This is a genomic window from Rhodococcus jostii RHA1 (assembly GCF_000014565.1).
Taxonomy (GTDB): Bacteria; Actinomycetota; Actinomycetes; order Mycobacteriales; family Mycobacteriaceae; genus Rhodococcus_F; species Rhodococcus_F jostii_A.
Map to the genome: position 1 here is coordinate 7,716,644 of NC_008268.1, position 22,690 is coordinate 7,739,333.

The window sequence follows — 22,690 nt, forward strand, 5'->3', positions numbered from 1 at the left end:
CTCCTCACGTAGTGTTCACGCGAGGCTTACGTTCCTACAGCAAACCCGGATGAGAGATGCCTGCCCCTATCGCCACCGCACTTCCTGCCAGTGTCATGCTCCCCGTCCAGTCGGCCCTCCCGTTGTCGACGGACCTTCCGGAAGACATCGACGTCTCCGACGTGGTCGCGGACGTGTCCGACGACGGCGTGTCGGCGCCGTCCGACGAGGCGAGTGACCTCGCCGCCGTGGTCGATCGCGCGGCCGACCACGGGATCAAGCTGAGCATCGTGGTGCTGGACGAGGATCCCGGCCGCGATTCGCAGCTGCGCGACCTCGCGACCGAGGTCGGGGCGGAAGAGGGCGGCACCGTTCTGGTGCTGAGTCCCAGCTGGGTCGGCACGTACAGCGATTCGATCAGCCGGGTCCTGCTCGAATCGGGTCAGGACCGCACCTACACCGGCGATGCGGTGGTCTCCGCCAATCACTTCGTCGACGAGGTGATCGAGCCGGGACCCCCGTGGGCCTTGTTCACGGCCGTCATCGTCGCGATCGTCGTGATCGCGTCGGGCGCCACGTTCTTCGCGAAATCGCGCCGCAGGTCCGGATCGCGTGACGACACCGCGGAAAAGGGCGACAACGCCGCGGGGGCCGGCACGTCGTACGAGCGACAGAAGCCCTGACGCCTCCCGAATTTCCGGGATAACTCGGCGGCAATTTTCACGATTCGCCCGACTGTGGCCGCTGCCTGCGTCGATGCGCGTAAATAGCGCCGACGATTCACAGTTCGACATTTCCGCTGGTCAAATTACTCATGTGTTATTTGTGACTAAAGTTTCCATAGAGTCCGGAAGTGTCGTACGGTGCATTTGGCGCTCTTGGGGAAGAAGTGTCGCAGGCTGGTGATTGACGTCCAGAGTGACGGCGATCCGGTGTATGCCGGTGTCGTCGAAGCACGGGTAGGTGTGGCTTCCGCAAATTTCTCCCCACGACGAGCACGGCGCGGTGTGCGTGATCGGTGCAGAACCGAGGGAGAGAGTTGTGAAGCGACAAGCACGAGCTGGAGTGGGGCACCGTAGCTTCTCCCGCGGGCACACTCGCACGGCGCGCCTCCTGATCGGATTGGGCATCGTCGGAGCTCTGGTGGGCAGCACGCCCGGCCTGGCCGCCGCGGTACCACCCCCGCCGCCGAATCCGTCCGACAACGACATCGCGCAGGCCCAGACCCAGGTGTCGGCGGGCCTCGGACAGGTCAGTGAACTGATCAACCAGGTGGCCTCCGCGGATCAGCAGCTCGCTCAGCTCGACAACGAGGTCGCCATCAAGCGCGAGGACGTGAACCGGGCGCTGGTCGATCTGCAGAACGCCCGCAGCGCAGCCGATTTGGCGGCCAATGTGGTCGGGGCCTCCCAGCAGGCGCTGCGCGACGCCGGGGCGCAGATCGAACTCGCGCAGAAGGACTTCGACAAGTACGCCCGGTCGAGCTACACGCAGGGCACCAACGTCTCCTCGATCTCGACCTACCTGGGCGCCCAGGGGCCCGGCGACGTCCTGGATCGCGCGCAGGTTCTGAAACTCCTGGCCACCAGCCAGAATGCGGTGCTCGAGGGTCTGCAGCGGGCACGGACCGCGCAGGCCAACAAGGACTCCGCGGCACGCGAGGCCAAGCAGCAGGCGGACGTGGCCGCCGACCAGGCCGCGGCGAAGAAGTCGCTCGCGGAGCAGGCGATCGCGATCGCCCGGTCGGCGCTGCAGGATCAGGCTGCCAAGAAGGCACAGATCGAGAGCAACCGCGCCGCCGCCCAGGCCCAGCTCGAGGCCGCCCGCGGGAACGTCGCGGGGCTGCAGGGGCAGCGTGAGGCATACGCGACGTGGGAGGAGCAGAAACGCGCCGAGGACGCGCAGAAGGCGGCCATCGCCGCCGCGGCCCGGGAAGCCGCGACACAGGCCGCCGCGCGCGTCGCCGCCAACGAGGCGGCTCGACAGCGCGCCGCGGAACTCGCCGCCGGGCAGCGCGCGCACACCACGATCGAGGAGGACTCGGAGGACGAGGACTCCGACTACTCCGCCGACGGCGGGACGACCACACCGAAGTCCACCCCCAAGTCGAAACCGTCGACCAGCGGTGAGGACCTGACCGGCAGCGAGGCCATCGAGACCGTCATCGACCGGGGCCTGTCCCAGATCGGTGTGGAGTACGCGTGGGGCGGCGGCGACGAGAACGGACCCACCCTCGGCATCCGCGACGGCGGTGTCGCCGACAGTTACGGCGACTTCAACAAGGTCGGTTTCGACTGTTCCGGTCTGATGATCTACGCGTTCGCCGGGATCGGCATTTCCCTGCCTCACTACACCGGGTATCAATACACCGCGGGCGAGCAGGTTCCCTCGGAGGAGATGCAGCGCGGCGACATGATCTTCTGGGGCCCGAACGCCAGCCAGCATGTCGCCCTGTATCTCGGAAACGACGAAATGCTGGAGGCCCCGCAGTCCGGATCGACCGTCCAGATCTCCCCGGTGCGATGGGACGGCATGACCCCTTACGCTGTCCGTATGGTGTCGTGATCCATGATGTCGATGAAGTAGTCCGCAGTGCGGATCGTGCTTGGTTGCGGCGGGGGTTGCTTGCACCTGGAATAGTTGAGCAAGTACGTGAACGGGCGGAACGATCTAGGTGAAAGCGGTGGATTCTTGGTGACCTCACGTGATGATGCGGTATCGGAGGGTGCAGCCCGGAAGGAGTCGCCCGCGAAGGCCGCTCCCGAAGGTGTGAAGAACGGGGGTGCGGCCAACGGATCGGGTCCCCAGAACGTCACCGCGCCGAATGCACCCTCACAGAACGCGGGCACGCAGAGCGCGACGACGAAGACGGTCGCGCCCAATCTCGCCGCCGATGTCCAGACGCTGGAACGCGCAATCTACGAGGTCAAGCGCGTGATCGTCGGGCAGGACCGGCTCGTGGAGCGGATCCTGGTCGGTCTGCTCGCGAAAGGGCACGTGCTGCTCGAGGGTGTGCCGGGTGTCGCGAAGACCCTGGCCGTCGAGACGTTCGCGAAGGTGGTCGGCGGATCCTTCTCGCGTGTCCAGTTCACCCCCGACCTGGTGCCCACCGACCTGATCGGTACGCGCATCTACCGGCAGGGGCGCGAGGAGTTCGACACCGAACTCGGTCCCGTCGTCGCGAACTTTGTGCTCGCCGACGAGATCAACCGCGCGCCGGCGAAGGTGCAGTCGGCGCTGCTCGAGGTGATGGCCGAGCGGCACGTGTCGATCGGCGGCAAGCGGTACCACATGCCCGACCCGTTCCTGGTGATGGCGACGCAGAACCCGATCGAGAACGAGGGGGTGTACCCGCTGCCGGAGGCGCAGCGCGACCGCTTCCTGTTCAAGATCCTCGTCGACTACCCGACGGTGGAGGAGGAGCGCGAGATCGTCTACCGGATGGGTGTCGATGCGCCCGAACCCCACCAGGTCCTCGATCCCGAGGAACTCGTCCGCCTGCAGAAGGTCGCGAGCGGCGTCTTCGTGCACCACGCGCTGGTCGACTACGTGGTGCGGGTCATCGCGGCCACGCGCACGCCGGCCGAGTTCGGTCTCCCCGAGGTCGACGGCTGGATCGCGTACGGCGCGTCGCCGCGCGCGACGCTGGGCATCATCTCCTCGGCCCGCGCGTTGGCGTTGCTGCGTGGGCGTGACTACGTGGTGCCGCAGGACGTGCTCGAGGTGATCCCGGACGTGCTTCGTCACCGTCTCGTGCTGTCCTACGACGCTCTCGCCGACGAGGTCAGCCCGGACGACGTCATCTCCCGTGTGCTGCAGACCGTGGGTCTGCCGCAGATCGCCGCACAGCCGACGACGGTCCCGGCCGGCCCCGCCGGTCACCACGGACCGCCTGTCCCGTCCACGTCGGTGCCCGGACCGACGGCGATGAGCCAGCCACGGTGAGTGCGCGTACCGCCGGTGCGCAGAGTTCCGGCCCGCCGCCGTCGTTTCGCTCCGGCGAACTCCGTGATCCCAAACTGTCCGCCGCGCTGCGGACGCTGGAACTGACCGTCCGCCGCCGCCTCGACGGGGTGCTGCACGGCGACCATCTGGGCCTGATCCCGGGCCCGGGTTCCGAACCCGGTGATGCCCGCGAGTACCAGCCGGGCGACGACGTCCGTCAGATGGACTGGTCGGTGACCGCCCGGACGACGCACCCGCACGTCCGGCAGTCGGTGGCCGACCGGGAACTCGAGACGTGGCTCGTCGTCGACCTGTCGTCGAGCCTCGACTTCGGGACCGCCGGCTGCGAGAAGCGGGACCTCGTGGTGGCGGCTGCCGCCGCCGTCACGCATCTGACCAGCGGCGGCGGGAACCGGATCGGGGCGATCGTCTCCACCGGCGCCCAGACCACCAGGATCCCGGCCCGGGGCGGCCGCATTCATGCGCAGGCGATGCTGCGTCAGATCGCGACCACCCCGCACGCCCCGGACGGGGTGCGGGGTGACCTGCAGGGTGCGGTGGAGTCGTTGCGCCGACCCCAGCGTCGCCGCGGTCTGGCCGTCGTCATCAGTGACTTCCTGGGGCCGATCGACTGGGAGCGGTCGCTGCGGGCGATCTCGGGCCGCCACGACGTACTCGGTGTCGAGGTGCTCGACCCGCGAGATCTGGAATTACCCGACATAGGGGATGTAGTGCTGCACGATCCGGAGTCCGGACGGACCCGCGAGTTCACGACCACACCTCAACTGCGCGCCGACTTCGCGCGGGCAGCGGACGAGCACCGCCTGCAGGTGGAGCAGTCGTTGCGGCGCTGCGGCGCCCCGCTGCTCAGTCTGCGGACCGACCGGGACTGGATCTCGGACGTCGTGCGGTTCGTGTCCGCCCGGAAGCACAGCTACGGGACCGCGACGAACCAGAGGTCCCGCCGGTGAGCCTTTCCCAGTTCACCTCACCGTGGTGGCTGCTGTTCCTCCTGGTCGTCGTGGCATTGGTCGCGGGATACGTGTGGGTGCAGCGTCAGCGGCAGAAGCACACCCTCCGGTTCACCAACTTCGCGCTCCTCGAGAAGGTGGCGCCGTCGCGGCCGGGCCGGGCCCGGCACATTCCGGCGCTGCTGATGGTGCTGGCGCTGGTGTTCTTCAGTGTGGCGCTGGCCGGACCGACGGAGGACAAGCGGGTTCCGCGGAACCGGGCCACCGTGATCCTCGTCATCGACGTGTCGTTGTCGATGAAGGCGACCGACGTGGAACCGACCCGGCTGGCCGCCGCGCAGGACGCCGCGAAGTCGTTCGCCGACGGGCTCACCCCCGGCATCAATCTCGGTCTCGTCGCCTTCGCCGGCACGGCCTCGGTGCTGGTGTCGCCGACCACCAACCGGGAGGCGTCGAAGGTCGCGATCGACAATCTGCAGTTGAGCGAGCGGACCGCCACCGGTGAGGCGATCTTCACGTCGCTGCAGTCGATCGACACCCTGGCCGCGGTGCTCGGCGGCAGTGATCAGGCGCCGCCCGCCCGCATCGTGCTGCTCTCGGACGGCAAGCAGACGGTCCCCGAGAACCCGGACGATCCGCGCGGAGGGTTCACCGCGGCCCGGCAGGCGAAGGACAAGGACGTCCCCATCTCGACGATCTCGTTCGGCACCAGCTACGGCAAGGTCGAGATCGAGGACGAACGCATCCCCGTGCCCGTCGACGATCCGTCGCTGCGGGAGATCGCGAATCTCTCCGGGGGCAGCTTCTTCACGGCGTCGAGCCTGGAGGAACTGCGTGACGTCTACGACACCCTCGAGGAGCAGATCGGTTTCGAGACCACCCGCGGCGACGCCAGCCGCCCCTGGCTCGTGCTGGGTGTCCTGTCCGCCACGGCGGGGCTGATCCTCGCGCTGGTCCTGCGTCAACGGCTGCCGTGATCTGCGTTCCACCGCGGCCCCGCGCTTCCACTCCTGCACATCTGAACAGATAGGTTGATCCCCATGTCTACCCCACAAACTACTGACGCGTCAGTTAGGACGGTGTCCACTCCTCGGTCGGTGCTCGTCACCGGCGGCAACCGCGGGATCGGCCTCGCTGTCGCGCAGCGCCTCGCGGCGGACGGCCACAAGGTCGCGGTCACGCACCGCGGCTCGGGTGCGCCGGACGGCCTGTTCGGCGTCCAGTGCGACGTCACCGACACCGAGTCGGTCGACCGCGCCTTCAAGGAGGTGGAAGCGCACCAGGGTCCCGTCGAGGTTCTCGTCGCGAACGCCGGCATCACCGACGACACGCTGATCATGCGGATGACCGAGGAGCAGTTCACCTCCGTCGTCGACGCCAACCTGACCGGCGCGTTCCGTGTCGCGAAGCGGGCCACACGGTCGATGCTGCGGGCGCGGTTCGGCCGGTTCGTGTTCCTCGGGTCCGTCGTCGGTCTGGCCGGTGGTCCCGGCCAGGTGAACTACGCGGCGTCGAAGGCCGGCGTGGTCGGCATCGCACGGTCGCTGACCCGTGAGCTCGGTTCCCGGTCGATCACCGCAAACGTGGTGGCCCCGGGATTCATCGACACCGACATGACTGCGGTCCTGGACGACAAGTACAAGGACATGATCACCGGCGCGGTTCCGTTGCAGCGGCAGGGCAAGCCCGAGGAGGTCGCCGCGGTGGTGAGCTTCCTGGCCTCCGACGATTCCGCCTACGTCTCCGGCGCGGTGATCCCCGTCGACGGCGGCCTCGGCATGGGCCACTAGCTCTCCCCACTCCACTTCCCGGACTTTTTCTCACAGGAGGACACCTCATGGGCGGATTGCTCGAAGGTAAGACCATTCTCGTCACCGGCATCATCACGGACGCGTCCATCGCGTTCCACGTCGCCAAGGTCGCCCAGGAACAGGGCGCCAAGGTGATCATCACCGGATTCGACCGTCTCCGGCTGATCGATCGCATCGCGCAGCGCCTGCCGCAGCCGGTGCCGCCCGCGCTCGAACTGGACGTGCAGAACCCGGAGCACCTCGCGAGCCTCGCCGACCGCATCCGGGAGATCGCGCCCGAGGGTGTCGACGGCGTCGTGCACTCCATCGCGTTCGCGCCGCGGTCCTGCCTGGGCAGCCCGTTCTTCGACGCACCGTGGTCGGATGTGGGAGTGGCGTTCGAGGTCTCCGCCTACTCGTACGCGTCGCTGTCGAAGGCGCTGCTGCCGGTGCTGAACGACAACGCGTCGATCGTCGGCATGGACTTCGATCCCGCGCGCGCGGTGCCGTTCTACAACTGGATGGGCGTCGCCAAGGCCACGCTCGAGTCGGTGAACCGGTATGTCGCCAAGGAGGTCGGCGAACGCGGTATCCGCTCCAACCTCGTCGCGGCCGGCCCGATCAAGACCCTCGCCGCCAAGGCCATCGCCGGTACCGCCACCGACGACGCCAAGCAGATGAACGAACTCAACACGGCGTGGGACGAGCGTGCGCCCATCGGCTGGAACGTCGATGACCCGGAGCCGGTCGCGAAGACCGTGTGCACCGTGCTGTCCGACTGGCTGCCCGGCACCACCGCGTCGATCATCTACGTCGACGGTGGCGCCCACGCGATGGCCGGCTAGGGCACGACCCGGGGAGTGCGCCCCGAACGGCACCACGGAAGATGGGGATCATGATCGCTGCGAATTCGACGGACGGTTCCGGTTCCCGGTTCGATGCCCTTCTCGTGTTGTCGTTCGGGGGTCCGGAGCAGCCCGCCGACGTGCGCCCGTTCCTGGAGAACGTCACCCGGGGCCGGGGGGTGCCGCCCGAACGTCTGGACGCGGTCGCCGAGCACTACCTGCACTTCGGGGGTGTGTCGCCGATCAACGCCCTCAATCGCGACATCATCTCCCGCGTCGAATCCGAATTGGCAAGCGCCGGAATGGATTTGCCCGTCTATTTCGGTAACCGGAACTGGCATCCGATGGTCGAGGACACCGTCGCCCGGATGGGCGCGGACGGGGTGCGATCCGCGCTCGTGTTCCCGACGTCGGCGTGGGGCGGGTACTCGGGCTGCAGGCAGTACCACGAGGACGTCGCCCGGGCACGGGCCGCGGCCGGAGACGGGGCACCGCACCTGCGGAAGCTGCGGCAGTACTACGACCACCCGCTGTTGATCGGTGCGTTCGCCGACGCCGTCCGCGAGGCCGCGGCGCAGCTGCCCGCCGACCGGCGGGCCGACGCACGGCTGGTGTTCACCGCGCATTCCGTGCCGGTGTCCGCGGACCTCAACGCGGGACCGCCCGCGGAGGGCGGTCATCTCTACAGCCGGCAGGTGGCCGAGGCGGCCCGGCTCACCGCCCGCGCCGCCGGCTTCGACGACTTCGACCTGGTGTGGCAGTCCCGGTCCGGGCCACCCCAGGTGCCGTGGCTCGAGCCGGACATCTGCGACCACCTCGACGCCCTCGCCGCCCGCGCGGTGGGCGCGGTGATCGTGTGCCCGGTGGGATTCGTGTCCGATCACCTCGAGGTGGTGTGGGATCTCGACACCGAGGCCCGGGACAGGGCGGCCGACCTCGGCATCGACTTCGTCCGTGCCGCCACCCCCGGAACGGATCGGCGTTTCGCGGAACTCGTCGTCGCACTCGTGACCGAGCAACTGTCCGGCACGCCCGCCGAGCGGCTCGGGTCCGAGCCGCTGCTCGGTTCGACCCTCGACGGTCAGTCCTGCGCGGTCGACTGCTGCAAGGCCGTCGTCAGGCCGTCAGGCCGCCCCGCGCACACGCATTGACGGCGGCGGTGCGCGCCGAGCGCACCGCCGACCGCAGCGGCCGCAGCAGGTCCTCGAGCGTGGCCGCACCCGACGCGGACACGGTGCGTGCGGGGGCCATCTGCTCGGCGACCGTGAGGATCGCGGCCACCTGATCGGCCGAGTCCAGGATCCGCAGCGCCCGCGGGGCGATCGTCGTCGGATACCGGTGCCGCGCGGACTGCGCCAGCGCATCGGCGATCAGCGCGCGCGGATCGGCGCCGAAACCGGAATCGAGCATGTGCAGCGCCTCGAGCGCGGCCGCGGCGTCGCGCACCGCCTGCCGCATCGAGAACTCGGCCTCACCCAGCCCGGTGTGGTGGGCGTCGAGGGGAAGCCGCTCGATCGTCGACACCGTCCAGCGCAGCACGTCGGGACCCTCGACGTGCGGGACCAACCCCGTTCCGGACCGGCCGGGCGGTCCGACGAGCACACCCTCGCCTGCGCTGATCGCGGCGGACGCGAACTCGGTGCCCGCGGGAAGCCCGCGGACGTCTCCCGGGCCGGGCAGCACCAGCCGGATCTCGGTCTCGGGTTGCGACACCGAGCGGCGCATCGCCTGCAGCAGCGCCGTCACCCCGGCGTCCCGCGGGTGGGGCCACGGCAGCCCGGTGCGGCCGGCCGTCTCCTCGTCCCCGGCGCAGGCGAGATGCATCGGCGCCCACGCGTGGAGGGCGTCGATGACGTCGTCGGGTGCACTGTTCCCGGCGAGCCAGGAACTGGCCCACACGGTGAGAGTGGCGCTGGGTGAAGTCACGATAAACGAGCATATGTCGGCGTGGCGGCGTGTGCGTAATGGCGCCGCTGGCATAGCGTCAGCGCCCGTGAGCGGAGGCGACAGATACGGCGACATCTTTTCCGGGCACCCACGCGCGCGCAAGCCCGTGACGCCGACGGTCCCGGCCGAGCGGGACCTGGTGGTCGAGGATGCGGGCACCGGTTTCTGCGGGGCGGTGGTGGGGTTCGAGCGCACCTACGACGGCGATTTCGTCCGCCTCGAGGACGGGGCGCGCCGCACCCGGTTGTTCGCGATGCGGGAGGCGGCGTTCCTGATCGACGGGAAACCGGTCACCCTGGTCCGCCCGGCGGCCAAGCCCGCCGGACCGGCCACCACCCGATCGGCGTCGGGATCGACCAAGGTGGCGGGGCTGCGGGCCCGGACGGCGCTGGCGAGCCGGATCTGGGTGGAGGGCGTGCACGACGCCGCCCTCGTGGAACGGGTGTGGGGGCACGACCTGCGCGTCGAGGGTGTCGTCGTCGAGCACCTCGAGGGTCTCGACAATCTCGGGGAGCGGCTCGCCGAATTCCGGCCCGGCCCCGGACGGCGCGTCGGTGTCCTCGTCGATCACCTCGTCACCGGATCGAAGGAGACGCAGCTGACGCAGGGACTCGGGCCGAACGTGCTCGTGACCGGGCACCCGTTCATCGACGTGTGGGAGGCGGTCCGCCCGTCGGCGGTGGGCATCGAGGCGTGGCCGAAGATCCCGCGCGGTGAGGACTGGAAGACCGGGGTGTGCCGCGAATTGGGGTGGGGGACACCGCGCGACGGCTGGCGCCGGGTCTATTCGGCCGTCAACACGTTCCGGGACCTGGAGGCGCCGCTGATCGGGGCGGTCGAACAGTTGGTCGACTTCGTCACCGTCGGTTCCGGAGATTCTGGTTAGATGGTGTTGTGGCTGCATTGATTTGGCTGGTAGCGGGGGTGCTGCTCGCCGCCGCGGAAGCGTTGACGGGGGATTTCTTCCTCCTCATGCTGGCGGGCGGTGCGCTGGCCACGGCCGGGGTCACCGCGATCACCGACTTCCCGGTCTGGGTCGACGCGGTGATCTTCGGGGTGCTGTCCCTCGCCCTGATCCTCGGGGTGCGGCCGGTGTTGTTGCGTAAGTTCGAGACCCCGCCGCCGACCCCGACCGGGATCGAGGCGCTGACCGGCAAGCAGGCCCTGGTGCTCGAGGAGGTCGCCGAACACGCGGGGCAGATCAAGCTCGGCGGCGACGTCTGGACGGCCCGCCCGCTCGACAGCACGGAAGTGTATCCACCGGGAACGACCGTGACGGTAATGCAAATTGACGGCGCGACCGCCGTCGTGTGGAGGGGACCGTAGATGGCAGCGCTCATCGTGTTGATCGTGCTCGTGTTGTTCGTCGCCCTGGTGGTGGCCAAATCGGTGGCGCTGGTGCCGCAGGCCGAGGCCGCGGTGATCGAGCGACTCGGCCGGTACGCGCGGACCGTGTCGGGCCAGTTGACGTTCCTGATCCCCTTCGCGGACCGCATCCGGGCCAAGGTGGATCTGCGGGAACGGGTGGTGTCGTTCCCGCCGCAGCCGGTGATCACCCAGGACAACCTGACACTGAACATCGACACCGTCGTGTACTTCCAGGTCACCAACCCGCAGGCCGCGGTGTACGAGATCAGCAACTACATCGTCGGCGTCGAGCAGTTGACCACCACCACGCTTCGCAACGTCGTCGGGGGCATGACGCTGGAGGAGACGCTCACCTCGCGTGACTCCATCAACGGGCAGTTGCGCGGCGTGCTGGACGAGGCCACCGGCCGGTGGGGCCTGCGCGTCGCCCGGGTCGAACTCAAGAGCATCGATCCGCCGCCGTCCATCCAGGAGTCGATGGAGAAGCAGATGAAGGCGGACCGCGAGAAGCGGGCCACCATCCTCACCGCCGAGGGTCACCGGGAGTCGGCGATCAAGACGGCGGAGGGCGACAAGCAGTCCCGCATCCTCGCCGCGGAGGGCGCGAAGCAGGCGTCGATCCTCACGGCCGAGGGTGAGCGGCAGTCCCGCATCCTGCGGGCGCAGGGTGACCGGGCCGCGAAGTACCTGCAGGCGCAGGGGCAGGCGAAGGCGATCGAAAAGGTGTTCGCCGCAATCAAATCCGGCAAGCCCACCCCCGAGCTCCTCGCCTACCAGTATCTGCAGACGCTGCCGCAGATGGCGCAGGGCGACGCGAACAAGGTGTGGCTGGTGCCCAGCGACTTCGGTGACGCCCTCAAGGGTTTCGCGAAGACCCTCGGCGCGCAGGGGCAGGACGGGGTGTTCCGGTACGAGCCGTCCACCACGGAGGAGGATCTGCCCAAGCCCGAGGACGATTCGGAGGAGGTCGCCGACTGGTTCGAGACCAAGTCCGACCCGGCCATCGCGCAGGCCGTCCGCGCCGCCGAGGTCGAGGCACGTCGTCCAGTCGACGGGCCGGGACCGCTCGCGAAGTCCGGTGGCGCCGACGAGCATCCGCCGCTGGATCCGGGTGGCGCGCCCGGGCAGCTGCCGCCGCCCGTCACGCCGCCGGGTCACTGACCGACTCCGACGCGGCGTAGCGGCCAGCAACGGCCGGAGTACTCCGAAGAGCTGTTCGGGTGTGTGCTCGAGGTAGAAGTGATCGCCCGTCATGATGCGCACCTCGCGCAGCTCGGTGGTGTGCCGATCCCAGGCGTGCAGATCCCGCTCGCCGACCAGCGGATCGGCGTTCGCTTCGAGCACGTGCATCGGACAGGGAAGCGGCGGGTCTGCGGGATCGCGGTACCCGGTGCAGAGGCGGAGATCGTCCCGCAGTGCGGGGAGGCAGCGGTCCCGCCACGCCGGCCGGGCCGGGAGGTCGGCGGGCAGCCCGCCCGTGGCGCGCAGCAACTCGATCAGGGCCGGGTCGTCCCAGGTCGTCGACCGGCGGCAGCGGCGAGGGCAGGTGCGGCGCCGAGTACGCGGACAGTAGCAGCGCCCGCGGGAGCGGGTGCCCGGCCGCGCGCCGGCGGCACGCGAGCCGGTACGCGATGAGCGCCCCCATGCTGTGCCCGAAGAAGACGTGCGGCTGCGTGAGTGGTTCGGCGAGCTCGGACTCGAGTGCGGTGACGAGGGACTCGACGCCGGTGAACCCGGCTTCGCCGGCACGGCTCTCCCGGCCTGGCACGGCAACAGGCCATACCGACACGTGCGGGCTCAGGGCGCGGTGCCAGTGCCGGTACGTCGAGGGTCCGCCGCCGGCGTGGGGGAAGCAGAACAGCCGGAGGGTGCCGGGCACGGCGCTACGCGGCCGCGACGAGCGTGGCGAGTTCGTCGGCGAGAGCTGCCACCGTGGACCGGATCTGGTCCTCGGTGTGGCACGAGGTGACGAAGAAGCGCAGCCGCGCGAGGTCTTCCGGCACGGCCGGGTAGAGGATGGGGTTCACGTTGATGCCGCGCCGGAGCAGGGCGTTGGACAGGGCGAGGGTGCGGAGTGAATCCCCGACGATGCACGGGATGACCGGGGTGTCCTCCGAGTCCCCGGTGTCGATTCCGGCGTCCGTGGCGAGCTGCAGGAAGAGCCGGGAGTTGCGGCGCAACCGGTCCAGGGCCTCCGGTTCGGCGCGCATCTGCCGGATCGCGGCCAGGGACGCCGCGGCATTCATCGGCGTGATCCCGACTCTGTAGACGAAGCCGGGCGTCGTGTACTTCAGGAAGCGGATGAGCTCGGCGCTGCCCGCCACGTAGCCGCCGCAGCCGGCCAGGGCCTTCGACATCGTGCCGGACCACAGCTCCACGTCGTCGCGGTCGACGTCGAAGTGCTCGCCGATGCCCCCGCCGGTGGCGCCGAGCACCCCGATACTGTGCGCCTCGTCGATCATCATCAGCGCCCGATGCTTCTTCTTCACCGCGATCATCGCGGGCAGGTCGGGGATGTCGGTGGTTGGGCTGTGCAAGGCGGCATGGGAGGGCCGGTGGCCTTCTCGGCGCACAGATCCGGGTGACCGAATCTGTGACCGTGCGGAGCTCGATTCTTATCTGGGCAGGCCCGGATGGGAGTGTGTGGGAGCGACGCCGGAGCGGGGGGCGTCGCTGGTCAATCCAAAAAGATGTTGCGGGACAGCACTTCTGGTGAGGTGTATCGAGGTATGCACGGATCGCGGTTCGAGTCCGCGGGGCAGCAGGCGGGGTTGAGCCGGATGCTCGACGGCGCGCCCGAGGGCCGGTTCGCCGGTGGCGTGGTTCGGGCGGTGCTTGAGTTCCTGACGGAGGTCAGGCCACCTGGCGGCTCGTAGGCTTGGTCTTGGCGGGCTGGGCTGTTGGAGCGCATCGCGACTCCTGGGACTCCTGGCCCGCCACGTGCTTGCGGCGCTCACGCATCCGCTGGTATCGGACGTTGTCGCGCCGCCGCGGGTCGATCTTGTAGCGCGCCGTGACGATCGCCCGGCCCTCGGCCTCGGTGATCGGCGTGCCGTCGACGTCCCGCAAGGCGTACGGCTGGCCGGCACGCATACAGGCGGCGATCCGGGTGACCAGATGGGTGGCCAGATGACAGATCGCGGACTCGTGGTGCCGGTCGCCGACCATCAACCGCTGGTACTTCGCCGCGAACTGGGTATCGACCCTGCGGGCCTGGTCGGCAGCGGTGCACAGCATCTCACGCAACAGCGGATCCCCGGCCTTGGTGATCGAGGACTCGACCTTGCTCACCCCGGACTGGCTGACCTTGGGAACCAGAGCGATGACCGCGCTGATCACCGCCCCCACGCCGGGAGCAGAGGCAACGATGCCGGCCGGGTCGGCGTCGGCGTAGAGGTTCGCGACTCGCTCGTCGATCTGCTTGATCTGACGGGTCAGGAACAGTGCCTGTTCGGCTTCGTGGGCGATGTCCTCAGCGAGCTCGGCGAAGTCTAGCAAGGGCAGCCGGGCGAGCAATTCGGAGTCGATCCGGTCGTTCTTGGTGTGCTTGGAGTAGTACTTACGCAGGTCGGCCGACTGGGTGGTCGGGACCATCACCACGCGTGCACCGTGGCGACGGAACCACTCCGCCAACACGATCCACGCGTTCCGGGTCGGCTCGACCACCACGGTCAGCTCTGCCGGATCGGGCAGGTCCAAGTCCGCCCACAACCGTTCCAGAACTTCCGGCCACGCCATACCGTGGCACCATCACGGGCGAGCGTTGCCTGATGCTCCGCCCGGACAGCCACGTCGATCCCCAACGTCAATGCCATCGTCATTACTCCTGTCGGTCCACATCCCTGTTCACCAGGTGACTGACCATCGCGGCCACGGCCCAGACATTCTCTAAGCAGGAGTCCACGCCTACCGGCCGGCTCCAAGATCCCGAACAAGGACACCGTTCGACCAGACACCGAGCCCGCAGACGACCACTCAGAAAGCCAGGGATCACCAGGTGTCCCGGTCGGACGTTCGGCCCGCCTGCGGACTCCCTCCGAGGCTAAATGTCGGAGGTCGGCGTTACAGTCGAGGTCCTGCGAGACAAGGGGTGCCACATGTGCTGGTGGGAGGGTTGATGGATGACGTCAGGGCGGTGCCGGCATCGTTGTCCGGTCGGTTCTCTGCGCTGCGGTCGACACGGAATCACCACCGGCTGTGGGGCGGCGCCGCCGCGCCGACGGATCCACTCGCCGATCCACGCACCACTCCTGCACAAACCTGCCGCGTCGTGGGAGTCGCCGGGACGGTGAGCATGGCGGGCGATCGCGAGTCGTCTCGGACTGCGACGGTGCTCGCCGCTCATGAATTGGGCCCGGCATGACCGGGCCGGGATCGACCGTGCCGCGGCAGTTCGCGTTCACCACCCGCGCCCATGTGGCGGTCGACGCCGTGACCGGTGAGCCGATCGGCCTCGACGACGTCGACATCCGGGTGGGGTGGCTGCTGGACCTGATCGCGGCGGCGGGTGCCGAGTTGGTATCGCGGCTGTGGAAGCCGGCAACGTTCGATGTGCTCGCCGCCGGTCGGGACCGCCAGGACCGCAGACTGCCCGCACAGGGTCATGTCGCCGCGGCCCGCCTCGGCTGGAACCCGACCTACCCGGACGGGGTCTATGTGCCGTCACGGGTCACGCGGGTGGTTACCGCTCAGGTGATGGCCACCCTGCGGACACTGACGCACCGGGACACCGCGATCACGGCGCTCTCTCACCGATTCGACCCGGCCACCGGAGCTGTGGCGTGGCCGACCGAGCCGGGCGACCATGTGTCGGCGGGCTTCCTCCGCGGCGTGCGACGTCAGCTCGCCGCCCGCGCCCGCGGCGGTGGGGCACCGGCCGGCCGGTTGCGGATTAGCGACGTCCAGGGACTGCCGCAGACGAGCGCGATGGCCTGGCTGTCGGCCGCCGATCGACAGCTCGCACAGATCGCCGTCACAGACCGTGACCTGGTGTTGACGGTAAAGCTGCCCACCAGCCCGGCCCCGTCGGGGCGGGCGCAGTGGCGGCGGGTGCGGCTGACCGCCGCCATCCCCGCGCACCTGCACGGCAGAGCTGTCATCGACTGGCATCTGCCGACCCTGGTCCTCGACCGCCGGGGCCTGCTGTGGCGGTGCGCGGCGACCGAACCCGTCCCTGCCGACGACCTGGACTCGGCCACCGTCGCGGTCGGGGTCGACTGGTCCCCGTCCACTCTCGGTGCCGCCGCCCTGACCGCCGACAACCCGGACGGGCTGGTGTCGGACTACCGGGGCTTCACCTACGACGACCGCGGCCTCGGGATCAAACTGGCCCGCCTACAGGCCGAGGGGCAGCTGCTGCACGCCAAGGCGGCCCGGTTGACGCAACTGGCCGCCACCGCCCCGCCCGAGGTCCGCGCCCAGCTGGAGGAGAAGATCGCCGTCCTCGACGCCCACCGCAAAGCGGTGGGTATCAAGCGGGGGAAAATCAACCGGGAACTCGCGTTCCACTTCGCCCGCCAGGTCACCGACTACGCCGCCACCGCCCAGGCGCAGCTGATCGCGGTCGAGGATCTCACCACCCTCGAGACCCGCGGGCACGGCCGGGTCAACAACAACCGGGCCGCGCAGTCCGCCCGCCGACAAGCCGTCGCCGCCCTCGCCCACACCGCCGCCGGTGCCGGCATCACGGTGGTCTCGGTGCCCGCCCGGGGATCGTCCGCACAGTGTCCGGGCTGCGACGAACCACTTGCACGCCCCGGCGGCTACCACACCGCGTGGTGCCCTCGCTGCCGGGTCGGCGGCAACCGCGACCACGTCGCCGGGGTGAACCTGGCCAAACGCGCACTGCTCGGAAAAGGCAAGGTCACCCGTCGGCGTGGGCAGTTACCCGCGGTCCGGGTGGCCAAGCACGCGCCGGTGCGGCCATCGCGAGACAAACACGGTCCCACCCCGAGTCGGCCACGGCATCGCCGGGTCCGCCGCAGCCTGCCCACCGCACCACGGCGGTTGGGGGTGAATCCGAAACAGTATGTTCCTGCATCACAAGCGTCGGTGTGGGACACGGTCGAACCCGCACCGCCGCACGGTGATGCGGGTAGCCGTGACACACGTCCATCTCTAACGCCCGCCACACCAGTGGCAAAGGACATGAGATCTACGTAGACGCTGTCGTGGATGACCAGGCAGTGACGTTGGTGGCGTGTCCGCTCACGAGGGCGATCCGTCCTCGGTGCCGAGCAGGCCGGCCAATTCGGCTTTGAGTTCGCGGTGTACCGGATTCTCCCCGGACAGCAGCCGACTGGCCGAGCGGGAACTGCCGTCGCGGGCGACCGCGTCCTGCACCGCCGACACGACGGCGGGGTGCCCGGACATGCCGAGGTAGTTCTACCGGGGCTGCGCCCCAGCCCGACGAGGCATGTGGGGGCGGGCTGCAGTCAGGGGCCCCGGCCAGTCGGGTGATGACCCTGGTCGACGTTGTCGATCGGGTGTATGAACCGTCGTAGCGGTTGGTTGGCCTACCGGCCGCCCGATCGTCCGGAGCTCATCATGACCATACCGCGCAGCGTCGCCGATGTGCTGACCACGCACACGCTCTTCGAGGTCGAATGCATCGACCGGATGTACCTCAACGTCTACGTTCCCGGGCTGCAATACGCCCCGGGTCTCGTCGCCTACGTGCACCGACAACTCGGGTTGCCGGTCGCCTCGACCGCCCCGTTGGCGAGGATCACCGACCGCTTCTCGGCGGCGGTGCACCGTTTCGCCGACACCCGACACATCCCGTGGGTCGACTTCGTCAAGGGTCAGCGCAAGGACGACGTCATGCACGAGCACCTGCAGCACTTCACCGCGGCCGAGGGAGTGGTGTTCATCGGACGGGCGCAGGAGAAGACCCCGTTGTTCCGCACCGAGAAACGCCGCGACGCGGACGGCAACAGCTACCCGTGGATCGTCAAAACCACCGGCATGGTCAACCATTACTACTTCTACTGCGTCGACGCGGACTTCGGACCTTTCTTCCTCAAGTTCTGCTCGTACTTCCCCTACAACGCCAAACTCTGTATCAACGGCCACCATTGGGCCCAACGTCAGGCGGCGAGGGCCGGGCTCGGGTTCACCGCGCTCGACAACGCCTTCGCCGCCGTCGACGACCCCGACGCGCTGCAGGCGATCTGCGATCGGCTGACCGGTCCCCGGATCGATGCCCTGCTCCGCAAGTGGCTGGCGATTCTGCCGGATCCGTTCACCGACGCCGATCGGGACGTCGGCTACCGCTACGACCTGTCGATCCTCCAGGCCGAGTTCTCCCTGACCCAGATGCTCGACGCCCCGGTCTCGGGGCGGGTGTTCTTCGAGCAGGTCATCCGCGACAACCTCGATCTCGGTCGCCCCGATCAGGTCACGCTGGTGTTCGACCGGCGGTTGATGCGCCGGGGGCCGCGTGCCACCCCGGGACGATTCCGCACCCGGGTGATCACCGAAGGCGTCATCCCCAGCCTGCACGTCGACTACAAGCACACCACCATCAAGCAGTACCACAAACAGGGACGCGCCCTGCGTACCGAGACCACCATCAACGACACCCGCGATTTCCACCTCGGGAAACGACTGACACATCTGCCCGCCCTGCGGGAGATCGGCTTTCACGCCAACCGACGCCTGCTGCGCGCCGGGCGACTCAGCCACGACCCGATCACCGGCGCCGACGCCCTCGCCGCCATCACCGGCCCCCTCACCACCGCCACCGGCACCCGCGTCCCGGGCTTGCGGTTCGCCGACCAGCGCAGCCACGCCCTGCTCTCCGCGCTGCTGGTCTTCCGGCTGCACCCGAACGGCTTCACCAACAAGGACTTGCGCACCCTCACCGGCGAGCTGCGCGGACTCGACCCGGACACGGTGTCTACTGGGCAGATGACCTACGACCTGCGCCGGCTGAAAACCCGCAACCTCATCGTCCGGATCGAGGGCACCCACCGGTATCAGGTCACCAACCACGGACTCGACACCGCGAAGTTCCTCACCTGTGTCCACGATCGGGTCCTGCGCACCGGCCTGGCCGAACTCGCCACGCCGACAACCACTCCCGGTCGCCTGCGATCGGCTGCTACCACGTATCGCAACGCTGTCGATACCCTCACCGGCACAGCGCAACTCGCAGCCTGAAACACCAAGCCGTCGAACGTGACCCGAACACCACAAACTTGACCCCAAAATCCGGCTACGCCATCTTTAGCTACCTAGCTGGAGAAGTTGACGACCTCCGCGCCCCAGATCATCGACGTGTCTCGCGTGGCGCCGTCGTTGACGAGGAAGTACGGGTTGCTGACCCGAGCCCCTCGGCCGTGTTCAGCCGTGCGGCGAGCGCCTGAACCTCCGGGAACCCCGCGATGCGGAACTCGGGTGCGACCGCGGTGCGTAGGGCCTCCGGTTCCTACGAAACCGACGGTTCCGGCCGTGGGGACACGGGTGCGTGGTGCGAGGTCACGTGCGCGATGACATCGCCGAGGGTGCGGCTAGGGGAGAACCACTGCGGTTCGACGACGAGACCGGGGAATGCGCGGCTCACCCCGCCGAACAGGTCGGTGATCATGATCGAGTTGAATCCGAGGTCGCCGACGAGCGTATGTATCGCCTTCAGCGCCGCTGCCGGGAATCCGCTGACCCGGGCGACTTCCGCGCGCACCCTCGTCGCGACGTCGCCGACCGGTGTAGCGGGGACCCGGCCCGGCGTCCGGCGTCGCCGCCGGCACGGGGAGGGCTACTCCGGGAACGCCGTTGGCGGCAGCAGCGAGGACGGCGGCCTGTTCCCGGAAGAGCGCGATCGGTTGTTCCCTGGTGGTGTCTCCGGGTCGGGCGTCGGGCGTCGCGTGGGCGGGTGCGGGGTCGGCGCGGCCGCGGGTGCCTCGTCGGGTGTCCAGAAGCGAGCGGTGGTCGCGAACTCGTATCCGCTGAGCCGTCGGCGGACTCGGGCACCCGGCTCGTGGATGTCGCCCGGGGGCGACTACGTGATGAGGGCGCGTCCCGTTCCGCACACCGCGATCGCCCAGAGCACGCTGGTGAACGTGCCGATGATGAACTGTTCCGACGCGTGCGGTTCGCGCAGTTCTGGGTAGCGGGCCAGTCCCTTGACCGCCAGGACGACGGCGATGCCCTCCGGCCAGGCCGCGAGGATCGCCACCGCGACGGCGGCACGCTCGAGGAGTCCGATGATCCGTCCGCCGCGCAGCGGCCCGGCGTCCGGCCGCGGGTCGGAACCGGCGTCGGGCTGGCGGCGCGCGATCCGGAACGCGGCCAGCACGAGGGGCGCCCCGCCGGTGGCGGCGGCCGCGACACACAGGACGAGGGTCGCGGCGAGCGCGAAGCCCGTGACCGGGGTGGTGGCGGACGCGGCGAGCGCGGCGACGGCCAGGGCGAGCGCGACCACGATCGGCGCCGCCCACTGCGACATCCAGCGGGGGCTGCGCGGCGCCGCGAGCACCAGCGGGGCGACGGCGGCGACGCCGAGGGCGATGAGTGCGAGGGTCGTCACGTGTCCGCCTTGCGTAGGAGTCGTTCGGCCAGTCGTCGTCCGGCGCTCTCGACGTGCCAGCCGGCGGTGGAGAGTCGTTGGGAGACCGCCTGCTTGCTGATGCCCAGCGCGCGGGCCGCCTCGGTCTGGGTGGAGCCGTGCCGCATTTGTTCGACGGCCTCGCGGCCCTCCTCGGTGCGGCGCGCGACGAGGATCGCGACGAGGGTGAGGGCGGTGTCGGCGTCGGCGGCGCCGTCGGGGTCGGAGCCTTCGACGGCCACCCGGCCGGGGGCGTTCTTGGCGCGGTCGACGGCGACCCGTGCGGACTCGAACGCGGGGCCGCGCCCGGCCCGGGTCTCGGCGGGGAGGGGTTCCTCGACGGGGCCGGCGCCGATGCCGATGCTCCAGTGTTCGCGTCCGACGAGGTCGAGGGCGAGGTCGACGACGGTGGCCGGGTCCGCGACCACGGCCTGGACCTCGTCGCCGGCGGTCCGCTGGAACGGGCGGACGAGGTCGCGGTGCGCGAATTCGGTGAGGAGTTGGGCGACGCGGTCGACGTCGCGGCGGCTTCCGCGCTGGTCGACCGTCAACACGAACATGGGTCAAGGTTAGAAACTGGATACCACGATGTCAAGACTCAAAGCTTGACTTACTTGGTTCAAGGCTGCGCTATTGACTCGTCCTCGGCGGGGCGGTCCACGGCCACGTCCGGCATCGCGTCGCCGGAACCGTCCAGCGGCCGCCGGGAGTCCACCACCAGCCCGGCGATTCCGGCGACGATGCACACCGCGGACAGCACGAGAAGTCCCGGCTTCGTCTCCCCGGTGAGGGCGTCGCCGAGAACGACGATGCCGACGGTTCCCGGCAGCACACCGACCACCGTGGCCAGCACGTACGGGACCAACCGGATCGAGGACACCCCGGCGCAGTAGTTCACCACGGAGAACGGGACGAACGCGATCAGGCGCAGCGAACCGACGGCGAGCCAGCCGCGCCGGGCGATCCGCTCGTCCACCCGGCGGATCGTCGGGTTGGAGATGCGCTGCCACACCACGTCCCGGCCGACGGCGCGCACCAGGTAGAGGGCGAGTACGGCACTGACCGTCGACGCCAGCACCGCGATCGCGATGCCCAGCCACGCACCGAACAGCAGACCGGCACTCAGCGTGAACACCGTGCGGGGGAACGGGAACACCGTCATCACCGCGTGCACGGCGACGAAGACGAGCGGAAAGGCCGGCCCGACGGATCGCGCCCATTCCCGCACCTGCAGCACGGACGGGTGCGGGGCCAGCAGCGCCACGACGACCAGCGCGACTGCCAGTACTGCGACGCCGATCACCCTGCGGTCCCCGAGGCGTCTCTTCACAGGGCACCAGGCTACCCGGGTGACCGGTGCGGGGCGCCGCGAGCGGCGGTCAGGACGGGCGGCGGCGCCCCGTCACGGTCGCCTCGACGCAGACCTGCCCGCCGGACGTCCCGGCCACCCGGGCCACCGCCACCGAGCGGCCCGCCCTGACCACGTCCGCGGTGAACGTCGTGTCGCGGTCGAGGGGAACCGGGCGGAAGTAGTTGATCCGCGCGGAGGCCGTGTCCATGTCCGCGCCGCCCCGGCTCAGGGCCGCGCGCGCCGCGAGGTCCACCGCGCATGCCTGGACGCCGCCGTGCATGAACCCGAGCTTGTTCGCGACCAGCGGGTTGGCCGGCACCACGACCCGGGTGCCGGGTCCGTCCTCGATCCGCCCGCCGATCCAGTCGAGCGGCGCGGCCCCCGGTTCCGGGAAGTCGGGCAGGGCCGACCCGGCCGCCGCCGGCGCCGGCAGGTCCACGAAGTTGCCCCACAGGGTGCCGGTGGCGATGAGGGTGCCCGCCGAGTCGTGGACGCGGGCGGTCGACGTGCCGCCGTCGGCGGTGAGTGCGAGGAGCCGGCTCTCCGCCCGCAGCGTCGGGCCCTGCCACCGCCGGGGTGTGAGGACGTCCACCGACAATTCGGCCGTGACCAGGCCGTCGCGTGCTCCGCGCCGGTCCCACACGGTGAATCCGAGGAGATCGTCGAGCAGCACGGCGAGGACGCCGCCGTAGGGGGTGCGGGCGGTATTCGAGGCGAGCGCACCGATGTCCATGCTCATACGATTGAGTGGTTCGCCGCGGTCGTCGACGTCCCGGGTCGGCGCGCCGAGGCCGAACAACCGCTGCGTGGCGGTGCGATCGGTGACCACCGGTTCGTGCGCAATGCGCATGACCTGAGGTTATTCATCGTGTGGTGATCCTCACGATAGGGGGCGCCGAACTGCGGCTAGCATCACAGTCACACAATGTATTGATCGATCGCTCATC

At 69.5% G+C, this 22,690-nt stretch carries 21 protein-coding genes and 2 pseudogenes; 13 read left to right on the forward strand and 10 right to left on the reverse strand.

Annotated elements, in window-relative coordinates; genetic code table 11:
* Positions 1 to 56: 56 nt before the first annotated feature.
* The 8 genes from RHA1_RS35185 (at position 57) to RHA1_RS35220 (ending at position 8,681) form a co-directional block, all read left to right on the forward strand.
* On the forward strand, positions 57 to 662 hold the full coding sequence (locus RHA1_RS35185; RefSeq protein ID WP_009480472.1) for an Rv1476 family membrane protein: 606 nt from the start codon (positions 57 to 59) through the stop codon (positions 660 to 662).
* Positions 663 to 1,020: 358 nt separating this feature from the next.
* The gene (locus tag RHA1_RS35190) at positions 1,021 to 2,544 is read left to right on the forward strand and encodes an NlpC/P60 family protein (RefSeq protein ID WP_009480474.1); all 1,524 of its coding nucleotides are present in this window, start codon (positions 1,021 to 1,023) and stop codon (positions 2,542 to 2,544) included.
* A gap of 204 nt (positions 2,545 to 2,748) precedes the next feature.
* A complete protein-coding gene (locus tag RHA1_RS35195; RefSeq protein ID WP_011598891.1) occupies positions 2,749 to 3,924 on the forward strand; it encodes an AAA family ATPase in 1,176 nt (391 codons plus the stop codon).
* Positions 3,921 to 4,895 carry a DUF58 domain-containing protein gene (locus tag RHA1_RS35200; protein ID WP_011598892.1) on the forward strand — a complete coding sequence of 325 codons (975 nt, stop codon included), beginning with the start codon at positions 3,921 to 3,923 and terminating at the stop codon, positions 4,893 to 4,895. Before RHA1_RS35195 ends, RHA1_RS35200 begins: the two co-directional genes overlap by 4 nt.
* On the forward strand, positions 4,892 to 5,872 hold the full coding sequence (locus tag RHA1_RS35205; protein ID WP_009480477.1) for a VWA domain-containing protein: 981 nt from the start codon (positions 4,892 to 4,894) through the stop codon (positions 5,870 to 5,872). The genes RHA1_RS35200 and RHA1_RS35205 overlap by 4 nt, the downstream gene beginning before the upstream one ends.
* A gap of 63 nt (positions 5,873 to 5,935) precedes the next feature.
* Positions 5,936 to 6,685, forward strand: coding sequence for a 3-oxoacyl-ACP reductase FabG1 (gene fabG1, locus RHA1_RS35210; RefSeq protein ID WP_005241843.1), 750 nt, complete (start codon positions 5,936 to 5,938; stop codon positions 6,683 to 6,685).
* A 47-nt stretch (positions 6,686 to 6,732) separates the two neighbouring features.
* Complete coding sequence (inhA, locus tag RHA1_RS35215; RefSeq protein ID WP_005241845.1) at positions 6,733 to 7,530, forward strand: NADH-dependent enoyl-ACP reductase InhA; 798 nt, start codon at positions 6,733 to 6,735, stop codon at positions 7,528 to 7,530.
* A gap of 41 nt (positions 7,531 to 7,571) precedes the next feature.
* On the forward strand, positions 7,572 to 8,681 hold the full coding sequence (locus tag RHA1_RS35220) for a ferrochelatase (RefSeq protein WP_011598893.1): 1,110 nt from the start codon (positions 7,572 to 7,574) through the stop codon (positions 8,679 to 8,681).
* Here RHA1_RS35220 and RHA1_RS35225 read toward each other — a convergent pair.
* Complete coding sequence (locus tag RHA1_RS35225) at positions 8,647 to 9,456, reverse strand: Rv1486c family protein (protein ID WP_041812260.1); 810 nt, start codon at positions 9,454 to 9,456, stop codon at positions 8,647 to 8,649. The genes RHA1_RS35220 and RHA1_RS35225 overlap by 35 nt on opposite strands.
* 67 nt (positions 9,457 to 9,523) lie before the next feature.
* Here RHA1_RS35225 and RHA1_RS35230 point away from each other — a divergent pair, with 67 nt between their 5' ends.
* Genes RHA1_RS35230 through RHA1_RS35240 form a run of 3 tightly spaced genes read left to right on the forward strand, consistent with a single transcriptional unit; the run spans position 9,524 to position 12,006 of the window.
* Positions 9,524 to 10,363: a DUF3097 domain-containing protein gene (locus tag RHA1_RS35230; protein WP_011598895.1), complete on the forward strand. Its 840-nt coding sequence runs from the start codon at positions 9,524 to 9,526 to the stop codon at positions 10,361 to 10,363.
* Between the two features lie 8 nt (positions 10,364 to 10,371).
* Positions 10,372 to 10,803, forward strand: coding sequence for an NfeD family protein (locus RHA1_RS35235; RefSeq protein WP_005241863.1), 432 nt, complete (start codon positions 10,372 to 10,374; stop codon positions 10,801 to 10,803).
* A complete protein-coding gene (locus RHA1_RS35240; protein WP_009480482.1) occupies positions 10,804 to 12,006 on the forward strand; it encodes an SPFH domain-containing protein in 1,203 nt (400 codons plus the stop codon).
* Here the strand turns inward: RHA1_RS35240 and RHA1_RS53725 are convergent.
* The 3 genes and pseudogenes from RHA1_RS53725 to RHA1_RS35250 all read right to left on the reverse strand — a co-directional run bounded on the left by RHA1_RS53725 (position 11,987) and on the right by RHA1_RS35250 (position 14,666).
* Entirely contained in the window at positions 11,987 to 12,724 is a 738-nt protein-coding gene (locus RHA1_RS53725; RefSeq protein WP_011598897.1) for a thioesterase II family protein, read from the reverse strand. The genes RHA1_RS35240 and RHA1_RS53725 overlap by 20 nt on opposite strands.
* Before the next feature lie 4 nt (positions 12,725 to 12,728).
* Positions 12,729 to 13,436, reverse strand: coding sequence for an aminotransferase class I/II-fold pyridoxal phosphate-dependent enzyme (locus RHA1_RS35245; protein ID WP_411755684.1), 708 nt, complete (start codon positions 13,434 to 13,436; stop codon positions 12,729 to 12,731).
* 262 nt (positions 13,437 to 13,698) lie between these two features.
* Positions 13,699 to 14,666, reverse strand: a pseudogene (locus RHA1_RS35250) (IS110 family transposase).
* Positions 14,667 to 15,204: 538 nt separating this feature from the next.
* Here RHA1_RS35250 and RHA1_RS35255 point away from each other — a divergent pair.
* Complete coding sequence (locus tag RHA1_RS35255) at positions 15,205 to 17,007, forward strand: zinc ribbon domain-containing protein (RefSeq protein ID WP_016880348.1); 1,803 nt, start codon at positions 15,205 to 15,207, stop codon at positions 17,005 to 17,007.
* Between the two features lie 22 nt (positions 17,008 to 17,029).
* Here RHA1_RS35255 and RHA1_RS35260 read toward each other — a convergent pair.
* Positions 17,030 to 17,229: pseudogene (locus RHA1_RS35260) on the reverse strand (aminotransferase class I/II-fold pyridoxal phosphate-dependent enzyme); the annotation flags it as partial.
* A gap of 162 nt (positions 17,230 to 17,391) precedes the next feature.
* On the opposite strand from RHA1_RS35260, the gene RHA1_RS35265 reads away from it, so the two are divergent.
* On the forward strand, positions 17,392 to 19,008 hold the full coding sequence (locus tag RHA1_RS35265; protein ID WP_011598903.1) for a hypothetical protein: 1,617 nt from the start codon (positions 17,392 to 17,394) through the stop codon (positions 19,006 to 19,008).
* 268 nt (positions 19,009 to 19,276) lie between these two features.
* Here the strand turns inward: RHA1_RS35265 and RHA1_RS52295 are convergent, their stop codons facing one another.
* From RHA1_RS52295 to RHA1_RS35290, 5 genes are all read right to left on the reverse strand, one after another.
* A complete protein-coding gene (locus RHA1_RS52295; protein WP_011598904.1) occupies positions 19,277 to 19,528 on the reverse strand; it encodes an acyl carrier protein in 252 nt (83 codons plus the stop codon).
* A 318-nt stretch (positions 19,529 to 19,846) separates the two neighbouring features.
* The gene (locus RHA1_RS35275; RefSeq protein ID WP_009480493.1) at positions 19,847 to 20,374 is read right to left on the reverse strand and encodes a hypothetical protein; all 528 of its coding nucleotides are present in this window, start codon (positions 20,372 to 20,374) and stop codon (positions 19,847 to 19,849) included.
* Positions 20,371 to 20,952 carry a hypothetical protein gene (locus RHA1_RS35280; RefSeq protein WP_011598905.1) on the reverse strand — a complete coding sequence of 194 codons (582 nt, stop codon included), beginning with the start codon at positions 20,950 to 20,952 and terminating at the stop codon, positions 20,371 to 20,373. Before RHA1_RS35280 ends, RHA1_RS35275 begins: the two co-directional genes overlap by 4 nt.
* 59 nt (positions 20,953 to 21,011) lie before the next feature.
* Positions 21,012 to 21,722, reverse strand: coding sequence for a TVP38/TMEM64 family protein (locus RHA1_RS35285; RefSeq protein WP_272942771.1), 711 nt, complete (start codon positions 21,720 to 21,722; stop codon positions 21,012 to 21,014).
* 49 nt (positions 21,723 to 21,771) lie between these two features.
* Positions 21,772 to 22,593, reverse strand: a complete 822-nt coding sequence (locus RHA1_RS35290) for a PaaI family thioesterase (protein WP_011598907.1) — start codon at positions 22,591 to 22,593, stop codon at positions 21,772 to 21,774.
* Between the last annotated feature and the right edge of the window lie 97 nt (positions 22,594 to 22,690).